Annotated in this window: 21 protein-coding genes; 11 read left to right on the forward strand and 10 right to left on the reverse strand. The window is 63.7% G+C overall.

Annotated features, from left to right (window positions below; translation table 11 throughout):
* Positions 1-12: 12 nt before the first annotated feature.
* Entirely contained in the window at positions 13-228 is a 216-nt protein-coding gene (locus D3242_RS22490) for a DUF2842 domain-containing protein (RefSeq protein WP_064982570.1), read from the reverse strand.
* Between the two features lie 152 nt (positions 229-380).
* Here D3242_RS22490 and D3242_RS22495 point away from each other — a divergent pair, with 152 nt between their 5' ends.
* Complete coding sequence (locus D3242_RS22495; RefSeq protein ID WP_081295994.1) at positions 381-1,472, forward strand: COX15/CtaA family protein; 1,092 nt, start codon at positions 381-383, stop codon at positions 1,470-1,472.
* A 28-nt stretch (positions 1,473-1,500) separates the two neighbouring features.
* Here the strand turns inward: D3242_RS22495 and D3242_RS22500 are convergent, their stop codons facing one another.
* From D3242_RS22500 to speB, 3 genes are read right to left on the reverse strand one after another with little or no spacing between them, the layout of a single operon-like run.
* Positions 1,501-2,340 (reverse strand): aminoglycoside phosphotransferase family protein, encoded by an 840-nt coding sequence (locus tag D3242_RS22500; RefSeq protein WP_064982589.1) that lies wholly within the window; start codon positions 2,338-2,340, stop codon positions 1,501-1,503.
* Positions 2,340-3,266, reverse strand: a complete 927-nt coding sequence (gene argC / locus D3242_RS22505) for an N-acetyl-gamma-glutamyl-phosphate reductase (RefSeq protein ID WP_038646321.1) — start codon at positions 3,264-3,266, stop codon at positions 2,340-2,342. Before argC ends, D3242_RS22500 begins: the two co-directional genes overlap by 1 nt.
* Before the next feature lie 30 nt (positions 3,267-3,296).
* Positions 3,297-4,304: an agmatinase gene (speB, locus tag D3242_RS22510; protein WP_010915634.1), complete on the reverse strand. Its 1,008-nt coding sequence runs from the start codon at positions 4,302-4,304 to the stop codon at positions 3,297-3,299.
* A 123-nt stretch (positions 4,305-4,427) separates the two neighbouring features.
* On the opposite strand from speB, the gene D3242_RS22515 reads away from it, so the two are divergent.
* The 3 genes from D3242_RS22515 to D3242_RS22525 all read left to right on the forward strand — a co-directional run bounded on the left by D3242_RS22515 (position 4,428) and on the right by D3242_RS22525 (position 8,262).
* Positions 4,428-5,636 (forward strand): acyltransferase family protein, encoded by a 1,209-nt coding sequence (locus D3242_RS22515; RefSeq protein WP_064982590.1) that lies wholly within the window; start codon positions 4,428-4,430, stop codon positions 5,634-5,636.
* A gap of 97 nt (positions 5,637-5,733) precedes the next feature.
* The gene (locus D3242_RS22520; RefSeq protein WP_064982592.1) at positions 5,734-6,792 is read left to right on the forward strand and encodes a glycerophosphodiester phosphodiesterase family protein; all 1,059 of its coding nucleotides are present in this window, start codon (positions 5,734-5,736) and stop codon (positions 6,790-6,792) included.
* 87 nt (positions 6,793-6,879) lie between these two features.
* Positions 6,880-8,262, forward strand: a complete 1,383-nt coding sequence (locus tag D3242_RS22525; RefSeq protein WP_064982594.1) for an MFS transporter — start codon at positions 6,880-6,882, stop codon at positions 8,260-8,262.
* A gap of 62 nt (positions 8,263-8,324) precedes the next feature.
* Here the strand turns inward: D3242_RS22525 and rpsI are convergent, their stop codons facing one another.
* The 3 genes from rpsI to D3242_RS22540 form a co-directional block, all read right to left on the reverse strand.
* Positions 8,325-8,807, reverse strand: coding sequence for a 30S ribosomal protein S9 (rpsI, locus tag D3242_RS22530; protein ID WP_010915637.1), 483 nt, complete (start codon positions 8,805-8,807; stop codon positions 8,325-8,327).
* 1 nt (position 8,808) lies between these two features.
* Positions 8,809-9,273 carry a 50S ribosomal protein L13 gene (gene rplM, locus D3242_RS22535; protein ID WP_010915638.1) on the reverse strand — a complete coding sequence of 155 codons (465 nt, stop codon included), beginning with the start codon at positions 9,271-9,273 and terminating at the stop codon, positions 8,809-8,811.
* 213 nt (positions 9,274-9,486) lie between these two features.
* Positions 9,487-9,951, reverse strand: coding sequence for a PaaI family thioesterase (locus tag D3242_RS22540; RefSeq protein ID WP_064982595.1), 465 nt, complete (start codon positions 9,949-9,951; stop codon positions 9,487-9,489).
* Positions 9,952-10,106: 155 nt separating this feature from the next.
* On the opposite strand from D3242_RS22540, the gene D3242_RS22545 reads away from it, so the two are divergent.
* The 6 genes from D3242_RS22545 to D3242_RS22570 all read left to right on the forward strand — a co-directional run bounded on the left by D3242_RS22545 (position 10,107) and on the right by D3242_RS22570 (position 14,439).
* The gene (locus D3242_RS22545) at positions 10,107-10,928 is read left to right on the forward strand and encodes an enoyl-CoA hydratase (RefSeq protein ID WP_064982597.1); all 822 of its coding nucleotides are present in this window, start codon (positions 10,107-10,109) and stop codon (positions 10,926-10,928) included.
* A 2-nt stretch (positions 10,929-10,930) separates the two neighbouring features.
* Entirely contained in the window at positions 10,931-11,353 is a 423-nt protein-coding gene (locus D3242_RS22550) for a VOC family protein (RefSeq protein WP_027046749.1), read from the forward strand.
* Positions 11,353-12,129 carry an AAA family ATPase gene (locus tag D3242_RS22555; RefSeq protein WP_064982599.1) on the forward strand — a complete coding sequence of 259 codons (777 nt, stop codon included), beginning with the start codon at positions 11,353-11,355 and terminating at the stop codon, positions 12,127-12,129. The genes D3242_RS22550 and D3242_RS22555 overlap by 1 nt, the downstream gene beginning before the upstream one ends.
* Positions 12,126-12,647, forward strand: a complete 522-nt coding sequence (locus tag D3242_RS22560) for a CoA-binding protein (RefSeq protein WP_032929940.1) — start codon at positions 12,126-12,128, stop codon at positions 12,645-12,647. The genes D3242_RS22555 and D3242_RS22560 overlap by 4 nt, the downstream gene beginning before the upstream one ends.
* A gap of 160 nt (positions 12,648-12,807) precedes the next feature.
* Positions 12,808-14,088: an O-acetylhomoserine aminocarboxypropyltransferase gene (locus D3242_RS22565; RefSeq protein ID WP_019857664.1), complete on the forward strand. Its 1,281-nt coding sequence runs from the start codon at positions 12,808-12,810 to the stop codon at positions 14,086-14,088.
* Between the two features lie 6 nt (positions 14,089-14,094).
* Positions 14,095-14,439: a cupin domain-containing protein gene (locus tag D3242_RS22570; RefSeq protein WP_027046750.1), complete on the forward strand. Its 345-nt coding sequence runs from the start codon at positions 14,095-14,097 to the stop codon at positions 14,437-14,439.
* On the opposite strand, the gene D3242_RS22575 is transcribed toward D3242_RS22570, so the two are convergent.
* Together D3242_RS22575 and D3242_RS22580 are read right to left on the reverse strand one after the other, a co-directional pair.
* A complete protein-coding gene (locus tag D3242_RS22575) occupies positions 14,440-15,399 on the reverse strand; it encodes a hypothetical protein (RefSeq protein WP_081295995.1) in 960 nt (319 codons plus the stop codon).
* A gap of 136 nt (positions 15,400-15,535) precedes the next feature.
* Positions 15,536-16,786, reverse strand: a complete 1,251-nt coding sequence (locus tag D3242_RS22580; protein ID WP_064982603.1) for a cytochrome P450 — start codon at positions 16,784-16,786, stop codon at positions 15,536-15,538.
* Positions 16,787-16,889: 103 nt separating this feature from the next.
* On the opposite strand from D3242_RS22580, the gene D3242_RS22585 reads away from it, so the two are divergent.
* Entirely contained in the window at positions 16,890-17,993 is a 1,104-nt protein-coding gene (locus D3242_RS22585) for an NAD(P)/FAD-dependent oxidoreductase (protein WP_064982604.1), read from the forward strand.
* On the opposite strand, the gene D3242_RS22590 is transcribed toward D3242_RS22585, so the two are convergent.
* Positions 17,990-18,580, reverse strand: a complete 591-nt coding sequence (locus D3242_RS22590; protein ID WP_064982606.1) for a hypothetical protein — start codon at positions 18,578-18,580, stop codon at positions 17,990-17,992. The two genes, D3242_RS22585 and D3242_RS22590, sit on opposite strands and share 4 nt — an antisense overlap.
* Between the last annotated feature and the right edge of the window lie 58 nt (positions 18,581-18,638).

Genomic DNA, 18,638 nt, shown 5'->3' on the forward strand with positions numbered 1-18,638 from the left:
AGGCAGCCCGTTTCAGCCTTTCGAGCGCGGCTCCAGCATCAGCCACTTGATGATGCCCATCGCCGGCAGCACCCAGAGCAGGCCGCTGAGCAGGAAGAACAGGAATTGCACCAACGCGCTGGACTCCGACAGCCGGGCGACGGCGAAGATCGATGCGACCAGCGCATAGATGATGACCAGTGCCACCAGCACGAACATTCCGATCAGCTTTTTCAGGCGAATGGGCATGGCTTGGCCTCGTTGATCGCTACCGCTTAGGCCGAACGCAGGACACGCGCAACCTGCGACATCGGGCGCGACGGCGTGCCGCGCTGCATGGTCTTGCCAGCACGGGTGCTATGGTTCACCAATCCGCGACATTCAACCGGACTGGACAGATCATGGCTGCCATATCAGCCGCCCACCCATACGTCGCCCGCGACCGCGACCTGCACAACCGCGCGCTTGTGCGCGGCTGGCTTTATGTCGTGCTTCTGGTGCTGTTTGCACTGGTGCTGGTCGGCGGCGCCACGCGGCTTACGGAGTCCGGCCTGTCGATCACCGAATGGCAGCCGATCCACGGCGTTATCCCGCCGCTCAACGAGGCCGAGTGGCAGGAGGAATTCCAGCGCTACCAGCAGATCCCGCAATACACCGAGCTCAACAAGGGCATGAGCATCGAGGCGTTCAAGTCGATCTTCTGGTGGGAGTGGGCGCACCGTCTGCTGGCGCGCAGCGTCGGCCTGGTCTTCGCCCTGCCGCTGCTGTTCTTCTGGGTGAGCCGCCGCATCGAGCGCGGCCTTGGGCCGAAACTCGTCGGTATTCTTCTCCTCGGCGGCCTGCAGGGCGCCATCGGCTGGTGGATGGTGGCCTCAGGCCTGGTCGACCGCGTATCTGTGAGCCAGTACCGGCTGGCGACGCATCTGACGCTGGCGGCGCTGATCTTCACCGCCACCATGGTCGTCGCGCGTGGGTTGGCGCCGCATTCGGAGCCCGCCGCCGATCGCTCGACGCAGCGCCTGGCCGGCTTCATCGTGTTCCTGGCGCTGATCCAGATCTATCTCGGCGGCCTGGTCGCCGGGCTCGACGCCGGCCTGAGCTACAACACCTGGCCGCTGATGGACGGCAAGATCATCCCCGGCGATCTGCTGATCCTCGAGCCGGTATGGCGCAACTTCTTCGAAAGTCCGAAGACGGTGCAGTTCATCCATCGGCTTGGCGCCTATACGGTCTTCGCCGTCGCGCTCTGGCACATGATCGCCACGCGTCGGCGGCTGCCCGGCTCGACCCATGCGCGCCGCGCGACACTGTTGTTTGTGCTGGTGCTGGTGCAGGCCTCGATCGGCATCGGCACACTGCTGATGCAGGTGCCGCTGCATATGGCGCTGACGCATCAAGGTTTCGCACTGATCGTGCTGGGTTTCGCTGCCGCGCACTGGCGCGGCACCAAGGGCGCCTATCCCTTGCCGCAGGAGATCGTGCTCAGGAGTTGATCCCGAGCCGCTTGGCCCGTCCCTCAGGTCAGAAATTCGCCCGCACCGCCCGGATCGCCTTGGCGATCGACAGTTCGCGGTTCTCATCGACCGCGTTGTCGTCCTCGTGGTGCCAGGCCGCGGACAGGCAGCCATAGGCGATGGCATGGTCCAGTATCGCCGGCGGCGACTGCCCCAGCGTCTTGGCAAAGACTTCGGCCATGTGTGCGATCCGCTGGGGATCGAGGCAAAGCGCGTCGCGGTCGAGCGGGTTGTAGAACATGTTGGCGGCGTCGAAGCCGGGATCGCCGAGCACGCCCTTCGGATCGATCACCAGCCAGCCGCGCGATCCCTGCAGGATGTTGTCGTGGTGCAGGTCGCCATGCAAGGGCCTGATATCGTGCGGATTATCCAGCAGCCGTCCGGCGATCGACGCTGCCTCGACATAGATGCTGGCATGACCCGCGTCTCGGTCGGTTGCGGCTTTCCTGAACAGGCTGGCGTACCGCTCCCTGAGCGGCTGCAGCTCGGGCGGAAAGGGGTGATGCGACGGCGAAAACAGTTTCGCCATCACCTCAGCCGCGATTGCGGTTGCGGCATGGTCGCCCTGTTCATCGAGAACCTGGGTAAGCAAGGTGTCGCCGCCATATTCCAGCAGCATGCTGTGGCCGTCGCGGCCAAGCAGGCGCACCGCGCCTTCACCGCGCCGCCAGGCGAGGAAATGCTCGCCGCGCAATTCGTCGGCGACATCGTCGAAAGGCTTGAGCGCCTTGACGACGGCCGGCGAGCCGTCGCCGCGAACAACCTTCCAGATGCGGCTCGAAAAGGTCTCGGCAATGAGTTCGGGCGCGCTGATTTTCCAGCGCGCCGGGAAAACTGGTGCGTCCATCAAAGCCCGAGCATCAGGTCCATGTTCTGGACGGCTGCGCCCGAGGCACCCTTGCCGAGATTGTCGTAGACCGCCAGCAGCAGCGCTTGCGCGCGTTTGTCGTTGGCGAAGACATAGACCTTCATGCGGTTGGTGCCGTTGTAGATCTCGGGATCGATCTCCGGCATGCGCTCCAGGTGCGCATAGGGCGCCACCTCGACCACGCCGCCCTTGATGGCGGCGAAATGGTCGGCAATGGCTGCATGAAGCTCCGCGCCTGTCGGCACATGCTCGAGGCCGCCGAGCTGCAGCGGCACCACTGTGATCATGCCTTGGGCGAAATTGCCGACCGCCGGCTGCATGATCGGGTCATGTGACAGTTTTGCATAGGCCCGCAGTTCCGGCACATGCTTGTGCTGCAGGGTGAGGCCATAGGGCAGGAACTCCGAGGCGTCCTCGCCCTTGGCGACGTAGTCCTCGATCATCGGGCGTCCGCCGCCCGAATAGCCCGAAATGCCGTTGACGGTGATGGGGAAATCCGCCGGCAACAGGCCTGTCGTGACCAGTGGCCTCAGCGTGGCGATCGGTCCCTGCGGCCAGCAGCCGGGATTGGCGACGCGCTTGGCCGTGGCGATCGTCTTGGCCTGGTCCTTGTCCATCTCGGCGAAGCCATAGGCCCAGCCTTCGGCGACGCGATGCGCGGTCGATGCATCGATGACCTTGGTGGTGTCGTTGGCGATCAGCGAGACGCTCTCCTTCGCCGCATCGTCCGGCAGGCACAGGATCGCGATATCGGCCGCATTGAGGAATTCGGCGCGCGCCGCCGTCTCCTTGCGGCGCTCGGTGGGGATGGAAATGATCTCCAGGTCGCCACGCTCGGCAAGCAGCGCCCGGATCTGCAGGCCGGTGGTGCCGTGCTCGCCGTCGATGAAGATTTTCGGTTTCATGACCTGATCAAATTCCCTGATATTCCGAGACTATATACCGTTGCCGTGATTCACCGCGGCACCGTTGTGATTGCCGTTGTTCATCTCTTCCTGCCGTGCCTTTCGTTCAGCCAGCAGGCCGAGATACTGCATGGCCACCATCGAGCCGGCGATCGCCGTTATATCGGCGTGATCATAGGCCGGCGCAACCTCCACGACATCGGCGCCGACAATATCGACCTGGTTGAGCTGGCGCAGCGTCGACAGGATCTTCGCCGAGGACGGGCCGCCGGCCACCGGCGTGCCGGTTCCGGGCGCATAGGCCGGGTCGAGGCAGTCGATGTCGAAGGTCAGGTAGGTCTTCTTGCCGCCGGTGCGGTCGACGATGGCGTAGGCGATGTCGGAGGCACGCATCTCCTCGATTTCGTGGCCGTAGAGGATCTTGATGCCGAACGTATCAGGGGCGTGGGTGCGGATGCCGATCTGGATCGAACGGTCCGGATCGATGATGCCTTCCTTGACCGCACGGCCGACAAAGGATCCGTGGTCGATGCGCTTGCCGTCATCCTCCCAGGTATCCTGATGCGCGTCGAACTGCACCAAAGCGAGCGGTCCGTGGATGGCGGCATGTGCCTTGAGCAGCGGCCATGTGACGAAATGGTCGCCGCCCAGCGTCAAAAGGAAGGCGCCTGATTTCAGGATCTTCGCCGCTTCGCGCTCGATCGTGCCGGGGGTTTTCTGGTGGTTGCCGGAGTCGAGCAGGCAGTCGCCATAGTCGACCACCGCGAGATGTTCGAACAGATCGCGCGAGAATGGATACTGAGGGTCATTGTCGAGGATCGCCGAGGCGCGGCGAATCGCCTGCGGCCCGAAACGGGCGCCGGGCCGGTTCGTGACGGCGGCGTCGAAGGGAATGCCCCACACCACCGCATCCGCGCCCTTCACGTCCTTGGTGTATTTGCGCCGCATGAACGACAGCGCGCCGGAATAGGTCGGCTCAAGGGCGCCGCCCGTTTTGGAGCGGGCGGTGAAGGCATGGTCGATGTTCTTGGTCGCCATTACTGGTCCTCGTTTTCATCGGGGTGCAACAACTACAGAACCGGCATGGAAGATGCCAGTCACAGCTTGGGGAGACGAAACGGCGCCGCCCGGGTGCCACGGCAAGACAGGATTTGTCCCATCATGACGCAGGCCGCGTTTCTTAATCCGTCCGATGGCGTGGTGTCGACCCATGCCGGCACGATAGCCGGCGAGCGCTTCCAGGTTCTCGATTCGTGGCGCGGCATCTGCGCGCTGCTTGTGGCGCTGTTTCATTTCCCGACCGCTTCCGCGATCTCGCAGAGCGCCTTCATCGGTTCGTCCTATCTTTTCGTCGATTTCTTCTTCGTCCTTTCCGGCTTCGTCATCGCCAGCAGCTATGCGGATCGGCTGAGTCAGCCGATAGAGGTCGCCCGCTTCGCGCTGGTGCGGTTCGGCCGCATCTATCCGCTGCATGTCATCATGCTCGCGGCCTTTGCGGGCTTCGAACTGCTGCGGCTGATGCTGCCGCAATTGCATGGCACCGGCGCTGCCCCCTTCACCGGCGGTTTCGATTTGAAGAGCCTGCTTGCCAATCTGCTCCTGCTGCAAGGGATGGGCTTCGAGGATCATCTGACCTGGAATGCGCCAAGCTGGAGCATTTCGGCGGAGTTCTTCGCCTATCTCCTGTTTGCCGGCGTGGTCTTCATCGCCGGCGCGCGTGCCTGGATATGGCTTTTCGCCGCCGCCGTCACCGCGCCGCTGTTCCTGTTTGGTTTCTCCACGCATCATACGGACGTATCCTACGATTTCGGCTTCATCCGCTGCCTCTACGGCTTCTCGCTCGGCGCCCTGCTGGCTTGGTTTCAGCATGATTCCATTGCAGGGGCACGACAGCTCCTCGCCAGAAGCGGCCCGCGGCTGAGCTGGACCCTTGCCGAAATCGTCATGGTGGCGGCCATCGTGTTTTTCGTGTCGCTGGCGGGCAGCAATGATTTCGGCATCGCGGCACCCCTGGTGTTCGCGCTGGCGCTGTTTCTCTTCGCCCATGAAGGCGGCTGGATTTCCGCCTTGCTACGGGCGCCGGTCATGCTGACGCTCGGCGCGCTGTCCTACTCGATTTACATGGTCCACATCTTCGTGCAGGCGCGCCTGATCAACGTTGCCGGGCTCGTCGAGCACAAGCTTGGCCTCGGCCTGGTCGGCGACATCGTGCTGCGCGGCTCGCCGGCGACGGGCTTCGGCACCGGCTGGGCCGGAACGGTTGCAATCGTCATCATGCTCGTCGCCACCATCGCCGCGTCGTGGATCACCTGGCGTTTCATTGAAATGCCGGCGATGGCCTGGTTCCGCCGGCTCTCGAAGCGCATTTGACGCCAGATATCGCGACCATCCGCTAGCCGGCTTCGTTCACCCAGATGTCACGGGCATCGCCTATCCCGGCTTCGATCCGGCAAGGAGCGATTCTCGAATGCGGACGATCTGGCTGAGCCTTCTGCTTTGCACGACCCTTGCGGCCGTCTCCGGTCAGGCCTTTGCGGACGAAAGCCGCGCCAGGCAGATCCTCGACCGTTTCGAGCATGCCAACCAGTGGCGCGACCATGTCATGGTGGCCGCCCATCGCGCAGGCAGTATGCAGGCCGGCAAGACGCTTTATGCGGAAAATTCGCTCGCCGCCGTCAAAGGCTCGATCGCCATGGGCGCCGAGATCGTCGAGGTCGACATCAGGCGCTCGAAGGACGGCGCGTTCGTCGTCATGCATGACAGCTGGCTCGACCGCACCACCACCTGCAACGGCGAGGTGGCAAAATACACGCTGGCCGAACTGAAGACCTGCCGCTTGGTGATCGAGGGCACCCGCGCCGTCACCGACGAGAGGGTTTCGACGCTGCGCGAGATGCTGCTGGCGACCAGGGACCGGATCCTGATCAATCTCGACAACAAGCTCGAAGTCGGCGACCTGCCGGGCATGATCGCGGTGGCGCGCGATCTCGGCATGGCCGACCAGGTCATCGTCAAGGAGAACCTCTGGAACCAGACCAGGATTGCCACGGTGAAGGCCGCCATGGCCGCGATCGGCGGCGGCGTCCAGTTCATGCCGATCATCGCCGATGACGCGGTGCATGATGCCGGTTTCGCCGAAACGGTCGACCACGCCTTCTCGCCGCGCGCGATCGAGCTGATCAACTGGCGGGCTGGCGCCGAGACGCTGACCGAAACCGGCGGACCGCTGTTCAGCACGCGCATGCGCGCGGCCGCGGTGCGGGGCAACTGGCACATCTGGGCCGACACTTATGCCATCGTCAACAAGCCCGGCGGGTTTCTCGCAGGCGGCCGTGGCGACGAATTGGCGGTCCAGGCCAGCCTGCCGCGCGAAGCCTGGGGTTTCTGGGCCGATCGCGGCGCCACCATCATCCAGACCGACGAACCGAAGGCGGCCATCGATTGGCTGGCGGCGAACGGTTACCGCGTGCCCTATGCCGGGACGGGCGAACGCATCGAACCCGCCGCGACCGCCAGCATCAATTGATTTGCCGGGATCGGCATCCCTGACTGGTTGTCGCAGGCTGGCCTCTCCTGACGGAACGGTGTCAGCGAGAAGCCGTTATGCCAAGGCATGACCGACACCATCGTTTCCAAGCCCCGCGCCACCTATGCCGCCACTGTCGCCGCGACCAGTCTCGGGTTCGTGGTGGTGCAGCTCGATGTCTCCATCGTCAATCTCGCCCTCAACAGGATCGGCGCTGCACTTTCGATGGGCATAGGCGGCCTGCAATGGGTGGTCGATGCCTACACGCTTGCCTTCGCCTCGTTGTTGCTAGCCGGCGGTGCGCTCGGCGACAGGATCGGCGCCCGCCGGGTGTTCGTCGGCGGCATGGCGCTGTTCAGCATCGCCTCGCTGGTCTGTGGCCTGGCAGGGAGCCCTTGGGTGCTGATCGCGGCGCGCGCCGTGCAAGGCGCGGGTGCGGCTTTGCTGATGCCGTGTTCGCTGGCGCTGCTCAACCGTGCCTACGCTTCGGACAAGGCGCGCCGCGCGCGGGCCGTCGGCCTGTGGACGGCGGCAGGCGGTGTTGCGCTTTCGGCCGGGCCGGTGCTCGGCGGCTTCATGGTCGGGTCGCTCGGCTGGGCAAGCATCTTCCTGGTCAACCTGCCCATCGGCGCGCTTGCCATCTGGATGGCCTACCAGTTTCTACGCGAAACGCCGCTGAAGGCTGAAAAGCCGCCGATCGACTGGGCCGGGCAGGGGCTTGTCGTGCTGACGCTGTTTTCGCTGACCGGCGCCTTCATCGAAACCGGCTCGTCCGGTTGGGCTTCATTGCCGGTTATCGGCGGACTGGCCGTGGCTGCAGTGGCCGGAAGCCTGTTCCTGCTGGTCGAGAGCCGGACCAAGGCGCCGATGTTTCCACTGAAGCTATTTGCCAGCCGCGTGCCGGCGGCGACCAGCCTCGTTGGACTGGCGGTCAATCTGACGCTCTACGGCACGATTTTCATGCTCAGCCTCTATTTCCAGCAGGAAAGGCATTTTTCGCCTGAAATGACCGGGCTCGCCTTCCTGCCGTTCATGGCGGCGGTCACCGTGTCGAACATTGCCGCCGGACGCATCGCCGCGACGTATGGCCCTCGGTTGCCGATGGCGATCGGCCTGCTTATCGGCGCGGCCGGTTTCGGCCTGATGGCGCTGATCCAGGCCGACACCTCTTATCTGTCGCTGCTGTGGCGGCTGCTGTTTCTGCCGGTCGGCATCGGTCTTGCGGTGCCCGCCATGACCACGGCGTTGCTGTCGTCCGTGCCGACGGCAATGTCGGGAACAGCCTCGGGCGTGCTCAACACGGTGCGCCAGTCGGGTGGGGCGATCGGCGTCGCGCTGTTCGGCTCCGCTTTGGCGCTGGGCACGATCCAGGGCATGCAGCTTGCTTTCCTCGCCTCCGCGCTCGCCGTGGCGTTCTCGGCGCTCTGCGCCTTCCTGTTCATCCGCGACGCGGATCATTCCGCAGGATAGGGATTCGCAATGCAAAAAGGCCGCCCGGAGGCGGCCTTTCGATTGCCCAAACTGCGGAGCGCTTAGCGCTTCGAGAACTGGAAGGAGCGGCGGGCCTTCGCCTTGCCGTACTTCTTGCGCTCGACGACGCGGCTGTCGCGGGTCAGGAAGCCGCCCTTCTTGAGCACGGCGCGCAGCGCCGGCTCGTAGTAGGTCAGCGCCTTGGAGATGCCGTGACGCACCGCGCCGGCCTGGCCGGAGAGGCCGCCGCCGACGACGGTGGCGACGATGTCATACTGGCCCGAACGGTTGGAGGCGATGATCGGCTGGTTGAGGATCATCTGCAGGACCGGACGCGCGAAATAGGTCGCGAATTCCTTGTCGTTGACGACGATCTTGCCGGAACCCGGCTTCACCCAGACGCGCGCAATGGCGTTCTTGCGCTTGCCGGTGGCATAGGCGCGGCCCGACTTGTCGAGCTTCTGGACGTGGACGGGTGCCGCGGCCTGCGTATTGGTGTTGCCGGTGGCGGCGCCCAGTTCTGCGAGCGAGGAAAGCTCAGCCATCTTATGCGACCTTCTTGTTCTTGGAATTCAGCTTGGCCACGTCGAGGACTTCTGGCTGCTGGGCGACATGCGGATGCTCGGCGCCTGCATAGACGCGCAGGTTCTTCATCTGGCGACGGCCGAGCGGACCACGCGGGACCATGCGCTCAACGGCCTTCTCGACGACGCGCTCGGGGAAGCGACCCTCGAGCAGCTGGCGCGCGGTGCGCTCCTTGATGCCGCCGGGGTGGCCGGTATGCCAGTAATAGACCTTGTCGGTGAACTTCTTGCCGGTGAACACCACCTTGTCGGCATTGATGACGATGACATTGTCGCCGTCGTCGACATGTGGGGTGAAGGTCGGCTTGTGCTTGCCGCGAAGATGATTGGCGATGACAGTGGCGAGACGGCCGACGACGAGACCCTCGGCGTCGATCAGGATCCACTTCTTCACCACATCCGCAGGCTTCTGCGAAAAGGTTGTCATGTTTTCTGCTCTCGGTTTTGACCTTCAAAGAGAAGGCGTTTCTTGTTGCTTGGATTGGCGAAGACGCTTGCCCGCCGCCAATAACAAAACGGCGGCCTTTGCGGGCCGCTGCTTCGTGAGGGCTTATAGGCGACGGGGAATTGCGCGTCAAGCCGATCAAAAAGCCATCCAGCGAAGAAACGGAAGTAAAAACAATAGCTTAGTAAAAAGGTATTATTTTACCACATCGCCGGTGCGCTTCGGTGGGATCGAATAGGTGCCGGTGGCGTGCGCGATCGTGTGTGCTTGCGGGCCGGCGACGATGTCGATGTCGAACACCATCAGGCTCTTTCCCAGCTTCAGGATGCGGCAATGGCCATCGATCGGCCCGGCCTCGGCCTTGCGCACGAAGTTGATGTCGAGGTTAACCGTCACGGACAGCGCATCCGGCCCGGCATGGGAAAGCACGCAGACATAGCCGCCAATGTCGGCCAGCGTGAACAGCGATGGACCGGACACCGTGCCGCCCGGACGCAAATGCCGCTCGCCGGCATTGAGCCGCACGGTGCAGCCGCCTGGGAAAACGTCGATGGCCTCATAATATTTGAACTGCTCGTTGAGCTGGGGATAGACGGTTTCCATCAGCACATTGACTTGTGCTGCCGTCAGCATCGGCTTGAGGTTGGTCTGGGCGGGCATGTCGGTCTCTCGCTTTTACGCCAAGCCTGTATGAACGCGGCAGGGCGTTGCTGGCAACATCTTCGGCCTTCTGGCGCAAGCGATGGGTGTTGGATGAAAGCCGATCCGATATTAGATAGTCCGTAAGCCCGACCGGAATCGCGGAGACCTTAGCCATGGCCGAAATACTTGCCATCAAGCCTGTTGCTGCCGAGGGGCCGGTCACGACCAGGCTGGACAAGGGCGTGCTGCGGCTCACCCTCGCCAATCCCCCGGCCAATGCTCTGTCGCTAGCGGTAATGGCGGCGCTGACGGCGGAGCTCGACCGCGCCAGGGCTGACAAGGCGGTTCGTGTCATCATCCTGTCGGCGGCCGGGAAAGTGTTCTGTGCCGGCCATGATCTCAAGGAAATGACCGCGCGCCGCGCCGACGCCGATCGCGGCAAGGCTTTCTTCGAAGAGACATTCGCCGCTTGCGCCCAGCTGATGCAGGCGATCGTGCGCCATCCCGTGCCGGTCATCGCAGAAGTCGACGGCCTGGCGACGGCCGCCGGCCTGCAGCTCGTCGCCAGCTGCGACCTGGCGATCGCCTCGCATGAGGCGACCTTCTGCACGCCGGGCGTCAATATCGGCCTGTTCTGCTCGACGCCGATGGTGGCGCTGTCGCGCAACGTCTCGCGCAAGCAGGCGATGGAGATGCTGCTGACCGGCGAGACGATCGACGCGGCAACCGCCAAGGAGTTCGGCCTGGTCAACCGCGTCGTGCCGCGCGAATACCTGAATCAGATCGTCACCAAATACGCGCAAACCATTGCTTCCAAATCATCTTTGGTGGTCAAGACCGGCAAGGAGGCCTTTTACGCGCAAGCCGAAATGGGCCTGGCGGACGCCTATGCCCATACCGGCCGCGTCATGGTGGAGAACATGTTGGCGCGGGACGCCGAGGAAGGCATCGGCGCCTTCATCGGCAAGCGCAAGCCGGAATGGGCGGACGAGTAGCCGTGGAGCCGCGCATCTCCATCGTCACCATCGCCACGGACGATCTCGATCGCGCCGTGCGCTTCTACGAAGCCATGGGTCTGCAACGGCATGCCGCGATCACCGACGGCGTCGCCTTCTTCCAGATGGGCGGGGTCATTCTCGGGCTGTTCCCGCGCGCCAGTGCCGAGGCGGATTCCGGCATTACATTCGCCGGAGCGCCGTCCGCCGTCTATCTCGCCTACAACACCCGCTCCGACGCCGAGGTCGACGAGGTGCTCGCCATGGCCGAGAAAGCCGGCGGCCGTATCGTCAAGCCGGCCGGCCGCGCCTTCTGGGGTGGCTGGTACGGCTATTTCGCCGATGCGGACGGGCACGTCTGGGAAGTGGCGCACAATCCGGCCTTTCCGATCGCGCAAGACGGCACGATTTCGTTGCCCGGGTGATGGCTTACCGCAAACAGCTGACGCGGCTCAAGGCACCATACCTCAAGCGCATCCTGCTTGAACCAGCGCGGGTCGCGGACTGGGAAAAATATCCCTGGAACCTGCCGCTGTTTCGCGGCCGTGACTTCGAACTTGAATTCACCACGCCGATCACCATCATCGTCGGTGAGAACGGGACCGGCAAATCGACGCTGCTGGAAGCGATTGGTGCTTTGGCCGGCTATGACGAGGCCGGCGGCGGCAAGGGTTACCGCCCTGTCGACCACTCTCGTGCCATCGACAAGAGCGGTGCCGAACTGGCCGACAATTTTCGTTGCCACTGGCTGCCGAAGGTTACCGCGGGTTGGTTCTTCCGCGCCGAATCCTTCTATTCCGTTGCCCGTTACCTCGACGAGGCAGCTAGGGAATCGGGCGGGACGCCGCCGGATTTCCTGTCCTGGTCGCATGGCGAGGGTTTCATCCGCTTCTTCGAGGAGCGCTGCCGCAGGCAAGGCATCTACATCCTCGACGAGCCCGAGAGCGCGCTTTCGCCGTCGCGCCAGATCGAGCTGCTGAAGATGCTGCGGCGCATGGACCAGTCCGGCACCGCGCAGGTGATCATGGCGACGCACTCGCCATTGTTGATGGCTTGTCCCGGCGCGCGGCTGTTCCGCATCAGCCGCTTCGGGCTCGAGCCCGCCGACTTTCGTGATACGGACCACTTCCGCATGTTGCGCGATTTCAGCAACGACCCGGATGGTTTTCTCGCCGAGGCGTTGTATGAGGACGAGGCATGAATCACGATAGCTACGACAACACCTACATCGCCGGCATCCTCAATTCGGTGAAGACCATCGCCATGGTCGGCGCGTCGGCCAATGACGTCAGGCCGAGCTATTTCGTGCTGAAATACCTGCTGGCCAAGGGCTTTTCGGTGTTTCCGGTCAATCCGGGCCAGGCCGGCAAGGAAATCCTCGGCCGGATGACCTATGCCAGTCTGGCCGATATTCCGGAGCCGATCGATATGGTCGACATCTTCCGCGCCGCGACCGCGGTGCCGGGCATCGTCGACGAGGTATTGCGGCTCGATCCCTTGCCGAAAGTCATCTGGATGCAGCTCGGTGTGCGCCATGACGAGGCCGCCGCTCGCGCCGAGGCCGCCGGCATCAAGGTGGTGATGAACCGCTGCCCCAAGATCGAATACGGCAAGCTCTCCGGCGAGATCGGCTGGACCGGTGTCAATTCCGGGGTGCTGTCGTCCAAGAAGCCGCTGATGCGCCAGGGCTTCCAGAGTTTCGGCGTGCGTCAGAAATAGGCCGCGAGCGAGAAGCGCAAAATTATTCCGGCTAGCGCCGTATTTTCCTGCAGCTTGGTCGAAGGTCCCACGCCGAAGGGTATTTTCTTCTTTGCATTCCATGCCCGGCTTCGCCAAGAATGCTCGGCGATTTTCAGAAGGTTCTCGAGGGAGGTTTTAAGTGACCCGTACGCCCGGTTTCAACACGCTCGCCGTCCATGCCGGCGCCAAGCCCGATCCGGCCACCGGCGCGCGCGCCACGCCGATCTACCAGACGACCTCCTTCGTCTTCGATGATGCCGACCACGCCGCGTCCCTGTTCGGCCTGAAGGCGTTTGGCAACATCTACACCCGTATCATGAACCCGACGCAGGCCGTGCTCGAGGAGCGCGTCGCCGCACTCGAAGGCGGCACGGCTGCCCTCGCGGTCGCATCCGGCCACGCCGCGCAGGTCATCGTCTTCCACAATCTGATGCAGCCGGGCGACAATTTCGTCGCCGCGACAAGGCTCTATGGCGGCTCGATCAACCAGTTCGGTCATGCCTTCAAGAATTATGGCTGGGAAGTGCGCTGGGCCGACACCAACGACATCTCGACCTTCGAGAGCCAGATCGACGACAGGACCAAGGCGATCTTCATCGAGAGCCTGGCCAATCCGGGCGGCACTTTCGTCGACATCGAGAAGATCGGCGACATCGCCCGCAAGCATGGCTTGCCGCTCATCGTCGACAACACGCTGGCCTCGCCCTATCTGATCCGTCCGATCGAGCACGGCGCCGATATCGTCGTGCATTCGCTGACCAAGTTCATCGGCGGCCATGGCAATTCGATCGGCGGCGTCATTGTCGATGGTGGCACCTTCGACTGGTCGAAGTCGGGCAAGTACCCGATGCTGTCGGAACCGCGCCCCGAATATGGCGGCCTCGTCCTGCACGAAACCTTCGGCAATTTCGCTTTCGCCATCGCTGCGCGCGTGCTTGGCCTGCGCGATCTCGGCCCGGCGATCTCGCCCTTCAACGCCTTCCTCATCCTGACTGGCCTGGAAACCTTGCCGCTGCGCATGCAGCGTCACTGCGACAACGCCGTCACGGTCGCCGGCTGGCTGTCCAACCACCCCAAGGTCGCCTGGGTGAACTACCCCGGCCTGCCCAGCGACAAGAACAACGCGCTGCAGAAGAAATACTCACCGCTGGGCGCCGGCGCCGTCTTCACCTTCGGCCTCAAGGGCGGCTACGAGGCCGGCGTCAAATTCGTCGAGGCGCTGGAACTGTTCTCGCATCTGGCCAATGTCGGCGACACCAAGTCGCTGGTCATCCATCCAGCGTCAACCACGCACCGCCAGCTCTCCGACGAGCAGAAGGTCAAGGCCGGCGCCGGCCCGGACACCGTGCGGCTTTCGATCGGCATCGAGGACGTCACCGATATTGTCGCCGACCTCGAACAGGCACTCGCCAAGGTCTGATTGCTGATGGCCGCTTTTCTTTCCGTCGACACCAAGAGCGTCGAACCCGAATCCGGCGCGCCCGCGCCGGATCGCCTGATCTCGGGCGATCCAAAATTCCGCACCTGGAACGTCGAGGAGCGGGACGGCGGCCTCTATGCCGGCATCTGGGAATCGACTCCCGGCAAATGGCGCATCGTTTATGACGAATGGGAATTCTGCCACATCCTGTCCGGCGTTTCGGTGATCGCGCAAGACGGTGGGCAAGCGCGCACGGTCAAGTCGGGTGACAGTTTCGTGCTGAGGCCGGGCTTCAAGGGCAGCTGGGAAGTGCTTGAAACCACCCGCAAGGAGTATGTGATCAAGCTGTGATCACTTCGCCGGAAACTGGCTTAGGCAGGCTTCCGACGCCTTGTCATGCGCGGTCAGCAGATCGGCGTCCTGGGCTTCGATATCGGCGTCCGTGATCTCGTCTCGATAATATTGCGCCAGAAGGTCGAGCCCCTGCTGGCTGACGCCATAGGTCGGGATTTCGCGGGCGACGCAGCCGCATAGTGCGAGCGCGCGATCGGGCGAGCCAATCTTGTGGTTGGTCATGATGAAATCCTGCGCCGGGCAGGCGTCGAGAAAGGCGCCGAAATTCAGCTTCTGCTGCGGCTGGTCGCCATGGTCGAAATAGGCCGGCGGCCATTGGCTTTTGCCGCTCGCGACCTCGCAGCCCGTGGCGACGTCCTGGGCGCTTTTCGATAGAGCGAGCCAGGCATCCTCCTTGTCGCCTATCGGATAGTCGAAATCTTCGCCCACGAGTGAGGCCGCATAGGCGTCAAGGTCGGCCTGCGTGAAGCCGACCTTCTGGAATCGGTTGAACTGGCATTGGCAAGCGGCGCTCACCTGCTCCGTTTCACCCTGCGACGGCTGTTCGCTCAACTTGTTTTTCTGGCAGGCCGCCACGAAAGCGGTGCCATCAAGCGTCGAAGCAGGAAGGGTGGAAGCGTCGACATAGCGCTTTCCGCCCCAGCCGATCGTCATCGTGTCGGATTGGATGTCGAAAAAGCCGTTCCGTTTGAAGGGGCTGAGCGCGATCTTGTCCTGCGGCACCAGCCGCGCGCCGGGAATGTCGCCGAGAACCTCCTGATAGCTGTCGCCTTCCAGGACGAACAGGAAGTTACCGCAATTGACGCCGTCGCAGCCCGGCGCATAGCGGTAGGCGAAGATCTCAGGCAAGCCGTCAAGATTGAGATCGACCTCGATGGCGAAGGATGCCAGCGGCAGGCCCTTCGATCCGGTCTGCCGCTCCAGGAGGCCTATCGCCATCTTCTGCGCGATGGCCATGCTGTTCTCCCACGGGATGTTCTCCGGCTGTTGCTGGGCACGCGCCGTGCCCAGGCAGGCGCATAGAAACGCCAATGCGAACGCCGTCGCCGGTCTCCAGAACAGTCTCATCGCGCAGCCCCAGGCCCGCGATCGTTCAGAAGCCGACGGCGAGCATTTCCAGCCCATGGAAGTGGTAAGTGTCGCGGAAGCGGGGCTGTTCGGCAAGATGCAGCCGCGGATGCCGCTCGAACAAAGTCTTCAGCGACACCTGCAATTCGAGCCGCGCCAGCGGCGCGCCGATGCAGAAATGGATGCCGGCGCCGAAGGACACGTTCTTCTGGTCGCTCCGGTCCGGCCGGAAGGCCTGCGGTTCGGCAAAGGCGCGCGGATCATGATTGGCCATGCCGAGCAAAAGCCCGATGGTCTGGCCCGGCTGCACGACGATGCCGGGCGCAATCTCGATTTCCTGGTAGGCGTAGCGCGTGAACATGTGCAGCGGGGCGTCGAAGCGCAGGCATTCCTCGACGGTTGCGGCTGTCGCTTCCGCCGAGGTGAAGAAGCGGCTGGGATCGCCGCCTTGCGCCAGGATCGAGCGCACCGCGTTGCCGGCCTGATGCACGGTCGCTTCATGGCCGGCATTGAGCAGCAGTATGGCCGAGGACACCATTTCGTCCTCCGACAGCCTCTGGCCGTCCTCCTGTGCCGAGATCAGCAGCGACAGCAGATCGTCGCCGGGGTTCTTGCGTCGCTCGATAATGTAGCCGCGCAGGAAATCGGTGAATTCGCCCGCGGCGCGATTGGCCGTCTCCTCGGTCTCGCGCGTGCGGCCATGAACGTACATGGCGACCATTTGATGCGACCAGTCGAGCAGTTGCGGCCCCATCTCGACCGGCATGCCGAGCATTTCGGCGATGATGGTGATCGGCAGGGGGGAGGCGAAGGCGGGAAGCAGGTCGACCGGCCCGGCCGGGTCAAAGCGGTCGATCAGCTCGTTGGCGAGCGCCTCGACACGCGGCCGCAGCCGCTCGACCTGGCGCGAGACGAAGGCCCGGTTGACCAGCGTTCTCAGCCGCGTGTGCACCGGCGGTTCCAATTCGAGCATGGAGTTGGCTTCAATGCCGTCGAACGCCTTGAGATGGCTGCGGTCCTGGCCAACACCACGGCTGTCGGGAATGCCGGCCGGGTTCTGGCGGCCGAAGCGGCGGTCGCGCAGCAGCCGGTTGACATCGTCGAAGCCGCCCAAGCACCAGAAGCCGAATTCCTCCCAGAAGAAGGCGTTCGAAACGCCGTGCAGGAAGGCGTAAGCCTCGTACGGGTTCAGGAAGAAAGCCGGCTCGTGCGGGTCGAGCCGCAACTGGCGAGTGGCTGGATCAAAGGCAAGATAGGGGAGCGTCGAATTGGTCATGCCAGACCCATAGCGCGGCTTGCCAGCCTCATTCCAGACCGTATGTTGGCGCCCGCACTCCAATGAATTGAGCCAGCCAATGCGGCTGCGGAAGGCGTGAACGATGAACGTGATCGTTGTCGGCGCGGGGATTGCCGGTCTTTCCACGGCGTGGTCGCTGGTCAAGGCCGGCCACAGCGTGTCGATCGTCGAGCAGGGGCCGATTCCCAATCCGCTGGCCGCGTCCGGCGATCATCACCGCATCATCCGCCGCGCCTACCGCGCCCGAAGCGGCTATGGCCGGCTGATCACCGAAGCCTACGAGGCCTGGGACGAGATGTGGGCCGATCTCGGCGAAAGCCACCTTGATGCGCGCGGATTCGTCTGCATTTCGCGCGAACCGGGCGACGAGGCCGAGGAATACCGCGAGGGCCTGGAAGAGGGGAATTTTCCCTTCGAACTGTTCGAACCAGACGCCGCCGTCAAACGCTGGCCTTTCCTCGAGCCGGGCACGTTCCGCTATGCCTATTATTCGCCGGAAGGCGGCGCGCTCCATTGCCGCAAGATCGCTTCCGGCCTTGCCGCCTGGCTGCGTACCAATGGCGCCAATGTCTACGAACACAGCAAGGTGACCGCGATAGACTCCGAAACTGGCCGCATCGTGCTCGAAAGCGGCGAAACCATGCAGGCCGACCGCATCGTCGTCGCTGCTGGCGCCTGGGTGCTGAAACTGTTTCCGGAACTGGACGGTGAACTGAAGACCTATCGGACAGCCCTTGCCTATGCCGAACCGCCGGCCGACCTGAAGGCGGCCTGGGAGGCGGCACCGGTCGTCCTCGACGTCGGCGGCGCGGTCGATGGCTACGTGATCCCGCCTTCCGGCGGCGCCGGCATGAAATTCGGCTCAGGTCTGCACAGGGTGCCGACCAGCGACGCCGACTGGAACCGTCAGCCTGTGCCGGGCGAGGGGGAGGCGATCCGCAACCTCTTTTCGCCACCGATCGCCCGCATCCAGGAGTATGAGGTGACCGAGGTGGTCACCTGCGCCTACACCTTCACCGCCGACGAAAAATTCATGGCGCATGCGAAAGGTAAGTGCCTTGTTGTCTCGGCCTGCTCAGGCCATGGCTACAAGTTCGGCGCGGCGGTCGGCAGGCGCGTTGCGGCGGCTGTCGGCGATGGCGATAACGACGGCCTGAAGGCGTGGCTGCGGGCGGAGGTGGCCTAGTCCTGGCAGTGCCTCGGAATATGCAGGCGCCGCCAGCCAGACGACCCTTCTCTGACCACCACGCGCCGCGCGACGGTCAGGTAGGAGGCGGGGACATCGATGATGCGCCTTCGCTCCGGCCGCACCAGCACTTCCTCGGCGATCTGGTCGTATTGCGCCGGAATGACGACGCGCCTTGTGCGCTCCGGCTGGATCACCACCGTCTCGGCGACGCGTTCGTAGCGCGCCTTGTGCCAGATCTTGCACAGAACCCTGCGACCATGGATGACGCGCCATTCCCAGGAATAGCCGGCGCCATCGACCCTCACCGTGTGGTAGACGGTGCGGGTAACGGCAGGCACGACCTCGTAGGTCACTTGTGCCGGAACCGTCATCACCACGCGTTCGCGTGTGCCGTAGATCGGCGGGGTGTAGTCGACCTGCTGGCCGGGCGGACTGACCATCACGTCTTCATAGACCGTGTCGTAGACGTCAGGCGTGTGGACCGGTTCGTAGCATTCCACGGCGCGGCCGCCGGCCGCCGTCTGCGAAGTCGTGCCAAGCATGGCCAGCCCGGCAATGGCGAAGGATGCGATTCTCCTGAACATGACACTCCCCCTGTTTGAACCGTAGGCACAAGTTCAACGTTGAATTGTAGGGGAAGAC

This window comes from Mesorhizobium jarvisii (assembly GCF_003601985.1).
In the GTDB taxonomy this organism is placed as follows: Bacteria; Pseudomonadota; Alphaproteobacteria; order Rhizobiales; family Rhizobiaceae; genus Mesorhizobium; species Mesorhizobium jarvisii.